The organism is Streptomyces sp. NPDC004610, from assembly GCF_040609715.1.
In the GTDB taxonomy this organism is placed as follows: domain Bacteria; phylum Actinomycetota; class Actinomycetes; order Streptomycetales; family Streptomycetaceae; genus Streptomyces.
In genome coordinates this window covers 58,166-70,671 of record NZ_JBEXLA010000038.1, presented here as the reverse complement: position 1 = coordinate 70,671, position 12,506 = coordinate 58,166, and the positions used below count along the sequence as shown (strand labels likewise).

Here is a 12,506-nt window from a genome sequence, read left to right as displayed (position 1 = left end):
GGTGAAGGGTGCCGGACAGTTGTCTGAGGTGAGTACTCAACTGCGTTCCCGGATCAGAGCCGGGGATCCGGCCGCGTACGCCGAGCTGTTCGACAGCTATGCCCGCGCGGTCTACAACCATGCCTTCCGGCTGACCGCCGACTGGTCGACCGCCGAGGACGTCATGGCTGCCACCTTCCTGGAGGCATGGCGGCTGCGGGAGAGAGTCGGACCCGAAGGGGGATCGCTGCGGCCCTGGCTGCTGGGCATCGCCACCAACACCGCGCGCAACCAGTTCCGCTCCAACCGCCGCTACCGCGCCGCCGCCGGTGCCGCCGCGGCGGCCGAACTGTCCCTGGCGGTACCCGACCACGCCGACGAGGTGGCCGGCCGCCTCGACGACCGCCGCCGCCTCGCGACCGTCCTCACCTCACTGGCCGCGCTGCGCCGCACCGAGCGCGAGGTCATCGCGCTCTGCCTCGGCGAGGGCCTGGACTACGAGTCCGCCGCCGAGGCGCTCGGCATCCCCGTCGGCACGGTCGCCTCCCGGCTCTCCCGGGCCCGCAAGAAGCTGCGCACCCTCGCCGAGGCCGAACTCGCCCGCCCCTTGGACACCGCCCCGCGCCCCGCGCCCCGGCCCCCGACGGACACCGCCCGCGAAAAAGTCCGCGGAACCTGGGAAGCCGTCCGCCCCGCCCGACAGACAAGAGGCGATCACGACCACGCGATCCGGCCCGCACAGGAAGGAAACCGATGAACGCGAACCCGTCCCGGCAGCGCCCTGCCGAGGAGGATGAGAGTGCCCAGCTCCTGTCCCGGACAGCGCGCGACCTGCCACCGGGCCGTCACCAGTTCCACAAGGAGCGTCTGATGGCCCAGATCCAGGACATGCGCCAGCGCGAGGAGAGCACGGGGGTGGCCGCCTCCGGCGTGAAGACCCGGCGGCTGCGGCTGCCGCGCCCCGCGATCACCCTGCCCGCGATGGCCGCCGCCGTGACCGGTGTGATCGTCGCCGCCACGGTGCTGAACAACGGTGGGGGCGGCGGCCTCGCCACCGGCCCGGCCCTGACCACCGACCTCGGCACCGTCACCTCCGACGGGGTGCCCCAGCTGCTCGACCGGATCTCGCTCGCCGCCGCCACCTCCGACGACGCCTCCCGGCCGCCCGTCGCCCCGGGGCAGTTCGTCTACGTCGAGTCCCAGGTCGCCGACACCTTCCTCAAGATCGAGGGTGACGACGCCAGCCTCGCCAGCTATGCCCTGCACACCCGCCAGATCTGGCAGTCCGCCGACGGCAGCGAGGGCTGGCTCATCGACCCCGCCGTCAACGACGGCCCCGAGGGCGAGACCCTGAGCCTGCCCGACGAGCAGGGCAACCCCCGCGTGCCCAACATCAACGGCCCCTCGTACGACTATCTCACCCAGCTCACCACCGACCCCGACCAGCTGCTCGCGAAGATCTACAAGGAGACCGAGGGGATGGGCAACTCGCCCGACCAGCAGGCGTTCTCCACCATCGGCGACCTGCTCGGCGAGAGCTACCCGCCGGCCGAGCTGTACTCGGCGCTGTTCAAGACCGCCGCGAAGATCCCCGGGGTCGTCGTGGTGAACGACGCCGAGGACGCGGCCGGGCGGGAGGGCATCGCGGTGGCCCGGCTGGACGAGACCAGCGGCGCCCGGGAGGAGTGGATCTTCGACCGGAAGACCTTTGTCTTCCTCGGTGAGCGCAGCGTCCAGGTGGAGGAGCGCGAGGAGGAGGGCGTCATCTTCGAGCCCGGCACGATCATGCACACCAGCGCGATCATCGACCGGGCCGTCGTCGACGGGATGAAGCAGACCCCGGGCGAGTCGTCACCGTCCTGACCTTCCGGCGCGCGGCGCCCGGGGGCATGGCCCACGCCCCGGGGCGCCTGCGTGCGTCCGCTTGGGTCGGGGTCTGCTCCCAGGGCACCCCCTCCGATCCGGCCCACCCCCAGGGCACCCCCTCCGATCCGACCCACCCCCGTGCACCGCTCAGATCCGGCTGGACCGTGCCCCGCCGCTCGGGGTGAGACCCCAGCCGCCGACACCAGACCGCGGCACAGCCGAGCGGCATCAGGCGAGCGGCAGCTCGGCCCCCGCTCGGACGGACGGCCGCTCCCCGCCCGCGCGCCGCCCCCGCTCCCCGCCCGCGCGCCGCCCCCGCTCGCCCCCCGCCGGCTCAGACCACCCACCGCCCGTCCCGCATGATGTGCCGCTGCGGCAACTCCCGTACCTCGTGCCAGGACTGGACCGCCCTGGGGCGCACCCGGTAGTACGCGTACACCGCGCGGTCCGCTCGCGGGTCCCAGCCCGTTTTGCGGTGGAAGGCTTCCGCCGCGGCGGCCGGTACCTTCTCGCGGGAGTGGACCTCCACATCTCCGTCGATCAGGACGACATCCCGGGTGTCACCGAACGCCAGCCGGGCCGCGCGGGTGCCGGTGGCGAGGTTGCGGCCGGTGGGATTGGTGGGGCGGGTCGCCAGCCAGACCGCGTCCTCGTGCCAGACGAACCACAGGGCGACCAGACACGGCACCCCTCCGGTGTCCGCCGACGCCACCCAGATGTCCATCTCGTTCTCCAGCCGCTCCAGCACATCCCGTTTGCGCTGTTCGCGGTCGCGCGGCACCTCCATGGTCGTCATGCCGGGCACGCTATCCGCCGGCCGCTCCCGGCGCCTCGGGCCAGGGGTGTAGGACTCCCGGCGGAGGGGCGCGGACGACCCGGGACGGAGGAGCACGCCCCCGGGTGGCGCACCCCGCGTTTTACGTATAACCTCTCCGGTCAACCGCACTCCCGGAAGGTCCCGATGCGACGCGTCGCCCTGGTCAGCCTTGTCGTCGACGACTACGACGAAGCCATCCGCTTCTACACCGAGGCCCTCGGTTTCCGTCTCGCCGAGGACGCGCCGCGCCCCGACGGCTCCCGCTGGGTCGTCGTCGAACCGAACCCCGAAGGCGCCGAAGGCACCGGCACCGCCCTGCTGCTCGCCCGCGCCAAGGGCGAGGCCCAGCGCGCCCGGATCGGCGACCAGACCGGCGGCCGGGTCGGGTTCTTCCTGCACACCGACGACTTCGCCCGCGACCACGCCCGGATGCTGGCCGCCGGGGTGACCTTCCTGGAGGACCCCCGGCACGAGCCGTACGGTTCGGTCGCCGTCTTCCAGGATCTGTACGGCAACCGGTGGGATCTGCTCCAGCCCGCCGCCCCGTAGGGCACCGCACCGCAGCCCGGCCTCTCCCGCTTCCCCGCTTCCCCGTTTTCCCCGCTCTCCCGTTCACGCCCCGCCCGCCGGGGCCGTCCAGAAATGAACCGACCCATCATGACCGCTACGCGCGTAGACACCCTTGACGACGCCACCCTCCGCAGACTCCCCAAGGCCGTGCTCCACGATCACCTCGACGGCGGACTGCGCCCCGCCACCGTCGTGGAACTGGCCGCGACCGTCGGGCACACCCTGCCCACCACCGACCCGGACGCCCTCGCCGCCTGGTACTACGAGGCCGCCAACTCCGGTGACCTGGTCCGCTACATCGCCACCTTCGAGCACACCCTCGCCGTGATGCAGACCCGGGAGGGACTGCTGCGCACCGCCGAGGAGTACGTCCTCGACCTCGCCGCCGACGGGGTCGTCTACGCCGAGGTGCGGTACGCGCCGGAGCTGATGCTGACCGGCGGGCTGACCCTGCCGGAGGTCGTGGAGACCGTCCAGGAGGGGCTCGCGGCGGGGATGGCCAAGGCCGCGGCGATGGGCACACCGGTCCGGGTCGGCACGCTGCTGTGCGGGATGCGGATGTTCGACCGGACGCGGGAGACCGCCGAGCTGGCGGTGGCGTTCCGGGACGCCGGGGTCGTCGGCTTCGACATCGCCGGCGCCGAGGACGGCTTCCCGCCCGCCGACCACCTCGCCGCCTTCGAGCATCTGCGCCGCGAGAGCGTGCCGTTCACCATCCACGCCGGTGAGGCGCACGGACTGCCCAGCATCCACCAGGCGCTCCAGGTGTGCGGCGCCCAGCGGATCGGGCACGGCGTGCGGATCATGGACGACATCGTGGACGGCAAGCTGGGGCGGCTCGCCGGGTGGGTCCGGGACCGCCGGATCGCCCTGGAGATGTGCCCGACCTCCAACCTCCAGACGGGCGCGGCCACCTCCATCGCCGAGCACCCGATCACCGTCCTGAAGGACCTGGGCTTCCGGGTCACCCTCAACACCGACAACCGACTGGTCTCCGGCACCACCATGTCCCGCGAGATGTCCCTGCTGGTGGACCAGGCGGGCTGGACCGTCGACGATCTGCGCACGGTCACCGTGAACGCGCTGAAGAGCGCCTTCCTCCCGTTCGACGAGCGCACGGCACTGATCGAGGACGTGGTGCTCCCGGGCTACGCCCGCTGAGGCAGCCCCCGGGCGTAGGCGGCCTGCCCGACATGCTGGAGATCGTCGGACAGCACGCTGACCAGCCGCACCCCGAGCGTGACCGGCGGCTCCCAGCGCTCGTCCACCACCCGCTCCAGATCCTTGGCGGCGACTCCGCGCAGCGCCCCGAGGGTCTGGGTGTGGACGGTGTCGTAGTAGCCGGTGAGAAGGCGGCCGTCGTCCACCCGTACCCTGCCGACCTCGGCCGGGGTGTGGCCGTAGCCCGTGTCGTGGCGGGGCAGGCCGAGCCCGAAGCGTTCCGGCCAGTCGTCGGTCAGCCAGATCTGGTCCAGCCCGAACGCGTCCGCGATGTGGTCGTCCTGCACCCGGGTGAGATGCCAGATCAGCCAGGTCACGGAATTGGCGCCGGGGGAGGGGCGGGCGTTGAGCCGCTCGGGGTCGAGGCCCTCCACCACGGTGTGGACCTCTTCCTGGATCCGGCCGAAGCCGTCGATGAGGATGTCCTTGGCATGCATGGCTTAACCATCGCGCACCTTCCCGCCGTCCGCCGTCCGCCGTCCGCCGTCCGCCGTCCGCCGTCCGCCGTCCGCCGTCCGCCGTCCGCCACGGCCGGTGGGCCCTTACGCGCGGTGCGCGCCGTCCCGCTCCAGCAGTCCCATCAGCGCGCGGGCCGCCGGGCTGGTGGCCTGGGCCGGGGGCAGCAGGGCGACCGTCTCGTAGAGCGTGTCCTCGGTGTCCTTCACGGGCAGCGCGGTGAGCGACTCGCGCTTGAGGCGGAAGTGGGCCGGGACGACCGCGATGCCGAGATTCTCGTCCACCATGTCGAGCAGGCCGTGCACATCGTTGACCTCCAGCGCCACCGTGCGGCGCACCCCCGCGGCGGCGAACGCGGCGTCCGTGGTGCGGCGCGGCCCCCAGTCCGGGTGGAAGTCCACGAACACCTCGCCGCCCAGCTCGCGCGGGGTCACTGCGGCGCCCGCCCGCGCCAGCCGGTGCCCGGGATGGCACAGCACCGTCATCGGCTCACTGGTCAGCGGCACCCGCCGCAACTGGTCCGGGTCCTCCGACGCCGACTGCACCACGAAGGCGAGATCCAGCCGCCCGGCCGCCACCTCCTCGGAGAGCGCGCCCGAGCCCGCCTGCCGCAGACAGATCTCCACATCCGGATGGCACCGCCGGAACGCCGCCAGCAGCCGCGCCACATGCACCCCGGCGATGCACTGCTCCGAGCCCAGCGTCAGCATCCCGCGCAGCACGCCCTGCACCGCGGCCACCGCCTCGTGCGCCGACCGGACCTGTGCGAGGATCCGCTCCGCCTCGTCCAGCAGCGCCCGCCCGGCCGGTGTCAGGGTCACCCGGCGGGTGGTGCGCACGAACAGCGGGGCGCGCAGCTCGCGCTCCAGCGCCCGGATGGAGGCCGACAGCCCCGACTGGGAGACCATCAGCCGCTCGGCGGCCCGGGTGAAGTGCTGGTCCTCGGCGACGGCGACGAAGTGCTGGAGATGGCGCAGTTCCATGATTGAGCAGCGTAGTCGCTCAATTCCATCTGATTCTTCTGTTGGACCGCTGTGCAGGAGGCGGGTCAGAGTGGGGGACGGTTCGCCCGGAAACCGAAGCGAACCGAAGCGAACCGAACCCCCGTGAGCCGCCCGGTCCGGCCGACCGTCCGGCCGACCAGCCGGCCGGACCCGCCAACCCCCTGGAGTCGCGTTGTACACCGCACACCCCGACCGTTACGCGGACCTGCCCTACCGGCGCACCGGACGCAGCGGCCTGAGCCTCCCGGCGCTCTCCCTCGGCCTGTGGCACAATTTCGGCCCCGACCGCCCCGCCGAGACCCAGCGGGCCATCCTGCGCCGCGCCTTCGACCTCGGTGTCACCCACTTCGACCTCGCCAACAACTACGGTCCACCGCCCGGCGCCGCCGAGTCCGCGCTCGGTGACGCCCTGCGCGCCGACTTCACCCCGTACCGCGACGAACTGGTGATCTCCACCAAGGCGGGCTATCTGATGTGGCCCGGCCCCTACGGCGAGTGGGGTTCGCGCAAGTACCTGCTGTCCTCGCTCGACCAGAGCCTCACGCGGATGGGCCTGGAGTACGTCGACATCTTCTACTCGCACCGCTACGACCCGGACACTCCGCTGGAGGAGACGATGGGCGCGCTGCACTCCGCCGTGCGGCAAGGCAAGGCGCTGTACGTGGGGGTGTCCAACTACTCCGCCGCCCAGACCCGGGAGGCCGCCCGGATCCTGCGCGAGCTGGGCACCCCGCTGCTGATCCACCAGCCGCGCTACTCCCTGCTGGACCGCCGCCCCGAGGACGAGGGCCTGCTCGACACGCTGGACGAGCTGGGCATCGGCTCCATCGCCTACTCCCCGCTGGAGCAGGGCCTGCTCACCGGCCGTTACCTCGACGGCGGTATCCCCGAGGGTTCCCGGGCCGCCGGTGCCAGTCCGTTCCTGACCGCGGACACCGTCGCCGAGCAACTGGAGCGGCTGCGCGCGCTGAACGAGATCGCCGGGAGCCGGGGCCAGACCCTCGCGCAGCTCGCTCTTGCCTGGGTGCTGCGGGGTGGCCGGGTCACCTCGGCGCTGATCGGCGCGAGCAGCGTCGCCCAGCTGGAGGACAGCGTGGGCGCCGCCCGCAACCTGGACTTCGACGCCGAGGAACTGGCACGGATCGACAAGATCGTCAAGGGCTGAGGGAAGGGCGGGGCGGGGCGGGCGCCGGGCGAGGATCGGCCGGGTGCCGGGTGCCGGGTGCCGGGTGCCGGGTGCCGGGCGAGGGACGGGGCGACGGGCAGGGCGGGCGACCGGTGAGGGTCGCTCCAGCGGGGGAGTGAGGGGGGACGGAGGGGGCGGGCACGCAAGGTGCGCGCCGGGGTACACCGGGCGCACGGGGCGCGCAAGGGTGCGTGCTCAGCCGTCGAGGGCGCGTACGGGTGCGTGCTCCTCCACCGATTTGCTTCCGTTCCGCCTCCTCCGATGTACCGTCGGCCTGTCCCTCTCCGCCCTCCCGGCCCGCCTCCGCAGCCGCTCGCACCCCGGCCCTCACCGGCGGCTTATGCGCCCGCCGTCGGCCAAACCTCACCGTTTCGGCCATCCGGCCCCGGGAATATGCCAAGAGACTGGCCGGAAAGTAATGGTGACAGTGTGTCAAGAGTGAACATACTCAACGTGAGGGGCAGTTCACCGCTCCGGAGCCGCACGAAAGCGAGGCAAGGCCGCACGCGATCAGCGGGGGAGTGGAAAGGTGCACGACGAATTCCTGTGCCATGTCACGGCGTACGGAGTGTGCGACGGCCGGCGGATCGGCGTTCCGCTCGGCACCTATCGCGCACCGACGCTGGCACTGGCGCTCTGGTGGCTGCGTGACCGGGCCTCCTGGATAGCGGAGCGGCTCGACCCGCTCCCCACCAGTTCGGCCTTCCCGCAGGGAGCCCTGGTCCCGGTCGCCGAGACCGTCCCGGACGTCCCCCGGCTGCTGCGCCGCTGGTGCGCGGACGCGGCCCAGCAGGAACTGGTGGCCGACCAGCTCGCGGTAGGGCGGCTGGTCCGGATCGCGGCCAACGACGACACCACCGAGTACGAGCTGCTGGCCGAGTCGGTCGACGCCCTGCGGATGCAGCGGACGGTCCCGGCGCTGGTGGTGCCGGTGGCTTGAGCCGACGCGGACGACCGCCCTGGACGCCGTTCGGCCCGAGCCGTCACGACCCCGCCCCGCCCCTGCCCCCCGCCAGGTCCCTCGCCCGGCGGGCCCCCGCGGTCAGCAGGCCGCCCACGCCGCCCGCCACCACTCCCCACAGCGCCGCCAGCCCCAGCGCCCGCCACACCTCCGGTCGCAGGAGCAGTTCCCCGGCGAGGTCTCCGCCCAGACTGCCGATGCCCAGGACGGACAGTCCGTAGTGGGCGCTGATCCGGCAGAGCAGACAGATCATCAGCACCGTCAGCACCAGGCCCACCGCCATCCCCACCGCCGTCCGTGCCGCGTGCCGCCACAGCGGGGTGCGGGCGGGGGAGCGGGCCCCCAGCACGCACGCCGCGCCCAGCACCAGTACCGCGTCCACCGCGACCAGCCACCACACCCGGCCGTCGTACTCCGTCAGCGTGCGCAGATTCAGCGTCGACACCTCCGGGCCGCGCAGCACCTGGTCCAGGAGCCGGGGCATGGGCAGCCCGAACGGGCCGTCCACCCGGCCGTGCCAGGTGGCCCCCAGCCCCAGCGTGAACACCAGCCACACCAGATTCGGCAGCCCCAGCAGCAGCACCGCGAAGGTGTCCGCCGCGTGCCCCCGCGAGGCCGCCACCACCAGCCCGATCACCGCCCCCACCCCCACCGTCCCCAGCAGCAGCCCCACCGTCGCGTACGCCACCGGCCCCGCCGACGCCCGCAGCCGCGCCGCCGGTCCCGGCAGCGGTGCCCGGCGCGCGACCAGCAGCGCCAGCACGAACACCCCCGCCAGCCACAGCAGCCCGAACAGCACCGTGAGCGGCACATCGGTGGTGAAACCGACCTCGGGGGAGATCCCGAACAACTCCGTCAGGTCACGCGCCGCGCCCTCGCCCAGCGGGATCCGGAACAGCTGCCGCGCCGCGAACGCCAGCCCGAGCAGAGCCGCCCCCCACAGCACCGCGATCCGCAGCGCCCAGCCCGCCAGGTCCGCAGCCGTCCCGTGCCGCAGCGGCCGGAGGAAGCCGCGGCCGATCACCAGGGCCCCGGCGAGCGTCACCGACAACGGCACGACCCTCAGACCCGCCTCCGTCCGCGCCAGCCCGCCCGCGTCCCCGCGCATCTCCACCGTGCCGCCCACCGCCGTGACCACCGTCGCCGCGACCACCCTCGGATACGCCGAGTCCGGCAGCTCCAGCGCCCCGGCCGCCCACAGTCCCAGCGCCGCCACCGTACCCATCGCCGCCAGCCCGGCCACCACCGTGAGCAGCGCGTCGGACCAGCCGTGCCGGGCGAGGGGCGGCGGGCCGGGAACGGGGGCGGTCATCCTGTCACGCTAAGCAGCCACCGCACCGGCCGCCCGCCGGGAGGTCCGTCCGCGCAGACGCCCCCCATCACCCCACTTGCACACAGTGCCCACACAGGAAACACCCGCCGCCTACACTGCTGCCGAGCCACCGCGATCTCCCCGGCGCCGCGACACACCGCGTCATGCTCTCCGCCCGGGGACTGCGCGGCCCGGCTCTGGGTACCAGCACTGGTGCAGCAGCGTCCGGCCACGCCGGCTTCCGAGAGAGAAACCCATGATCGAGCACCGGGACGGGGCAGTGATGCCGACTGGTTTCGACGTGCCCGTCGAACCGCTGCGGCGCGCGGCGCACTACACCGGGGAACCGGGGTGCATCGCCGAGGCGCGGGCGTTCGCCGGGCGCTTCCTGGAGCAGCTCAGAACCGAGTGGTGCGCCCGGATCGGCGCCCGCGCCGAGGACGAGGTCCTCCTCGTGGTCAGCGAACTCGTCACCAACGCCGACCGGCACAGCAACGGCCCGTACATCCTCGAACTGGAGGGCACCGACGCCGGGGTGACGGTCTACGTCTACGACAGCAGTGCCGCCCTGCCGCGCGCCTACCCGCGCGACCCGGAGCGCGTCGGCCGTCATGGTCTGGAGATCGTGCACGCCCTCACGGCCGAGGTGACGGTCGAGCGGGTGCCGGTGGGCAAGCGGGTACGGGCTGTCGTGCGCTTCGGGGGCGAGTAGACGGCCCTGCGCTCGGGGGACGGGTGAGGGGCCGTGTGCGTCGGGGCCGAGTGGCCGCTCAAACGAAGGGCGGGGGCGGAGCCGTAAGCCCCGCCCCCGCCCTCGTCGTCCTCGTGGGCGGCAGCCCTCAGGCGCAGCCCAGTTCCCCCAGCATCCCCTTGCGCAGCCGGACGATGATCCGCTTCAGCAGCCGCGACACATGCATCTGCGAGCAGCCCAGCGTCTCGCCGATCTCCGCCTGGGTGGCCTCCTCCACGAACCGCATATGGAGGATCCTCCGGTCGCGCTCGCCCAGCTCGGCCATCAGCGGGGCCAGTGAGTGGACGTCCTCCACCAGCCGCAGACCGTACTCCTCGACGCCGATGAAGTCCGCGAGCACGGCCTCGCCGTTGCCGGGGTCCTCCCCGGTGAGGGCCGCGTCGAGGGAGGAGGAGTTGTAGCCGTTGGACGCGAGCTGCGCCTCGACCACCTCGTCCGTGGAGATGTCCATCAGCGCCGCCAGCTCGGCCACCGTCGGCTCCCGGTCCAGATGACCGGCCAGCTCCTCGCGCGCCTTCGCCAGCTCGACCCGGGCCTCCTGGAGCCGGCGCGGCACATGCACCGCCCAGGTGGTGTCCCGGAAGAACCGCTTGATCTCGCCCACGATGTACGGCAGCGCGAAGGTGGTGAACTCGACCTCCCTGGACAGGTCGAACCGGTCGATCGCCTTGATCAGACCGATCATGCCGGTCTGGACGATGTCCTCCATGTCGTCGCCGCGCCCGCGGAACCGTCCGGCCGCGAACCTGACCAGCGAGATGTTCAGCTCGATCAGGGTGTTGCGGACGTACTGGTGCTCGTGCGTGCCCTCCTCCAGCTCCGCCAGCCGGGGGAAGAGCTGACGGGACAGCTCACGTGCGTCCAGTGGTGCCACGGTCCGCGGATCCACGGAGTCCGGCAGTATCCCCTCCCCCGCTCGGGTCCCGGCGGTGTCGTGCTCGACCTTTGCCTCCGACCTGATCACGGCGGTGTCCATTGCCTCTCCCACGAACATCAATGTCCGGTTTTTGTCGTCGGGTTGCTGCTTCGGTCCATGCGTCTTCGAAGCCTCGGCTACCCAGGGTTCGGCGGTACATGCAAAATGCCTCGGCATCCAACGCGCGCCTCCCGCACCGGACGTACGACCCGCACCGCCGGACGGGGGAGGACGGCCGCCCACCGGATCTCCCACCGGCCCTCCGTTCCATCGGATTTCCCGGAGAGCGGAATCCGGACCGCTTGCCTGGACGGCCGGGACTTCTAGGCTGGAGTGGTGAGCAACCCAGCGCACCGAGCGCCCGACGAAGCCCGAGTGATCCCGCTGCGCCCCGCCGCGCCCGTGTCCCCCGCTTCCCCCGTGTCCCCCGCGCCCGCCCCCGTACCCGTGCCGCCGCGCGGGGGACCGGCGCCCGCCGAGCCGCTCTGGCGGGACCTCATCGGCGATGTCCTGCGCCGTGAGCGGCTCGCGCAGGAGAGAACGCTCAAGGACGTCGCCGATCAGGCCCGGATCTCCATGCCGTACCTCTCCGAGGTGGAGCGGGGCCGCAAGGAGGCGTCGTCCGAGGTGCTCGCCGCCGCGGCCCGCGCCCTGGGCCTCGGGCTCGGCGATCTGCTGTCGCTGGCCCAGGGCGAACTGGTCCGGGTCACCGTCCGCACCGCCCGGACCCCGTCCCGCACCACCCTCGCCTCTCGCACCTCCCGCACCTCCGTCGCCTCCCCTTCCTCCCCCTCCTCCTACGACGGACTGTGCCTGGTCGCCTGACCCGACTCCGGCCCGCCGCGCGCCGCCCGGTGCCTCACGCGCCGGGCAGGCGTCGGCTCAGCACCTCGTCCGCCAGCCCGTACGCCACCGCCTCGTGCGCGGTGAACACCTTGTCGCGGTCCATGTCCGCGCGCAGGGTGGGGATGTCGTGCCCGGTGTGGCGGGCCAGCACCTCTTCCACCTGGCCGCGGATACGGACCATCTCCTTGGCCTGGAGCGCCAGATCGGACACCGTGCCGCGCCGACCGCCGCTCGCGGGCTGGCCGAGCAGCACCCGCGCGTGCTCCAGCACGAACCGCCGCCCCGGATCCCCGCCCGCCAGCAGCACGGCCGCCGTGGAGGCCGCCTGACCGACACAGAACGTGGAGATGGGGGCCTGTACGAAGGTCATGGTGTCGTAGATCGCCATGAGCGAGGTGTAGGAGCCGCCGGGGGAGTTGAGGTAGATCGCGACCTCCTGCTCGGGCGCCGCCGACTCCAGATGGAGCAGCTGGGCGATGACGACATTGGCCACGCCGTCGTCGATCTCGGTGCCCAGGAAGATGATCCGCTCCGACAGCAGCCGGCTGAACACATCGTAGGAGCGCTCGCCGTGCGGGGTCTTCTCGACCACGTTCGGAATGGTGTAGGAGCCCATGTCGG

The 12,506-nt window shown here is 72.7% G+C and carries 14 protein-coding genes; 8 read left to right on the top strand and 6 right to left on the bottom strand.

All coding sequences use genetic code 11. The features are described 5' to 3' along the window. Positions 1–28: 28 nt before the first annotated feature. Together ABZX40_RS33240 and ABZX40_RS33235 are read left to right on the top strand one after the other, a co-directional pair. Positions 29–736, top strand: a complete 708-nt coding sequence (locus ABZX40_RS33240) for an RNA polymerase sigma factor (RefSeq protein WP_355742821.1) — start codon at positions 29–31, stop codon at positions 734–736. Next, positions 733–1,842 (top strand): CU044_5270 family protein, encoded by a 1,110-nt coding sequence (locus ABZX40_RS33235; RefSeq protein WP_355742824.1) that lies wholly within the window; start codon positions 733–735, stop codon positions 1,840–1,842. The genes ABZX40_RS33240 and ABZX40_RS33235 overlap by 4 nt, the downstream gene beginning before the upstream one ends. A 337-nt stretch (positions 1,843–2,179) precedes the next feature. Here the strand turns inward: ABZX40_RS33235 and ABZX40_RS33230 are convergent, their stop codons facing one another. After that, positions 2,180–2,641, bottom strand: coding sequence for a pyridoxamine 5'-phosphate oxidase family protein (locus tag ABZX40_RS33230; protein WP_355742827.1), 462 nt, complete (start codon positions 2,639–2,641; stop codon positions 2,180–2,182). A 165-nt stretch (positions 2,642–2,806) separates the two neighbouring features. Between ABZX40_RS33230 and ABZX40_RS33225 the strand changes: the two genes are divergently transcribed. Then, complete coding sequence (locus tag ABZX40_RS33225; RefSeq protein WP_355742830.1) at positions 2,807–3,211, top strand: VOC family protein; 405 nt, start codon at positions 2,807–2,809, stop codon at positions 3,209–3,211. Between the two features lie 108 nt (positions 3,212–3,319). Next, positions 3,320–4,393: an adenosine deaminase gene (locus ABZX40_RS33220; protein ID WP_355742833.1), complete on the top strand. Its 1,074-nt coding sequence runs from the start codon at positions 3,320–3,322 to the stop codon at positions 4,391–4,393. On the opposite strand, the gene ABZX40_RS33215 is transcribed toward ABZX40_RS33220, so the two are convergent. Beyond that, positions 4,381–4,890, bottom strand: coding sequence for a DinB family protein (locus tag ABZX40_RS33215; RefSeq protein WP_355742836.1), 510 nt, complete (start codon positions 4,888–4,890; stop codon positions 4,381–4,383). The two genes, ABZX40_RS33220 and ABZX40_RS33215, sit on opposite strands and share 13 nt — an antisense overlap. A 105-nt stretch (positions 4,891–4,995) precedes the next feature. Beyond that, positions 4,996–5,892, bottom strand: coding sequence for a LysR substrate-binding domain-containing protein (locus tag ABZX40_RS33210; RefSeq protein WP_355742839.1), 897 nt, complete (start codon positions 5,890–5,892; stop codon positions 4,996–4,998). Positions 5,893–6,085: 193 nt separating this feature from the next. Between ABZX40_RS33210 and mgrA the strand changes: the two genes are divergently transcribed. Continuing rightward, positions 6,086–7,078, top strand: coding sequence for an L-glyceraldehyde 3-phosphate reductase (gene mgrA, locus ABZX40_RS33205; RefSeq protein WP_355742842.1), 993 nt, complete (start codon positions 6,086–6,088; stop codon positions 7,076–7,078). 550 nt (positions 7,079–7,628) lie between these two features. Continuing rightward, on the top strand, positions 7,629–8,039 hold the full coding sequence (locus ABZX40_RS33200) for a hypothetical protein (RefSeq protein ID WP_355742845.1): 411 nt from the start codon (positions 7,629–7,631) through the stop codon (positions 8,037–8,039). 43 nt (positions 8,040–8,082) lie between these two features. Here the strand turns inward: ABZX40_RS33200 and ABZX40_RS33195 are convergent, their stop codons facing one another. After that, complete coding sequence (locus tag ABZX40_RS33195; protein ID WP_355742848.1) at positions 8,083–9,372, bottom strand: streptophobe family protein; 1,290 nt, start codon at positions 9,370–9,372, stop codon at positions 8,083–8,085. Positions 9,373–9,628: 256 nt separating this feature from the next. Here ABZX40_RS33195 and ABZX40_RS33190 point away from each other — a divergent pair, with 256 nt between their 5' ends. After that, the gene (locus tag ABZX40_RS33190; protein WP_355742851.1) at positions 9,629–10,084 is read left to right on the top strand and encodes an ATP-binding protein; all 456 of its coding nucleotides are present in this window, start codon (positions 9,629–9,631) and stop codon (positions 10,082–10,084) included. A 127-nt stretch (positions 10,085–10,211) separates the two neighbouring features. On the opposite strand, the gene ABZX40_RS33185 is transcribed toward ABZX40_RS33190, so the two are convergent. Further along, complete coding sequence (locus ABZX40_RS33185; protein ID WP_355743083.1) at positions 10,212–11,099, bottom strand: RNA polymerase sigma factor SigF; 888 nt, start codon at positions 11,097–11,099, stop codon at positions 10,212–10,214. A 276-nt stretch (positions 11,100–11,375) separates the two neighbouring features. On the opposite strand from ABZX40_RS33185, the gene ABZX40_RS33180 reads away from it, so the two are divergent. Beyond that, positions 11,376–11,864 carry a helix-turn-helix transcriptional regulator gene (locus ABZX40_RS33180; protein ID WP_355742854.1) on the top strand — a complete coding sequence of 163 codons (489 nt, stop codon included), beginning with the start codon at positions 11,376–11,378 and terminating at the stop codon, positions 11,862–11,864. A 34-nt stretch (positions 11,865–11,898) separates the two neighbouring features. On the opposite strand, the gene ABZX40_RS33175 is transcribed toward ABZX40_RS33180, so the two are convergent. Then, a complete protein-coding gene (locus ABZX40_RS33175; RefSeq protein ID WP_355743086.1) occupies positions 11,899–12,501 on the bottom strand; it encodes an ATP-dependent Clp protease proteolytic subunit in 603 nt (200 codons plus the stop codon). Between the last annotated feature and the right edge of the window lie 5 nt (positions 12,502–12,506).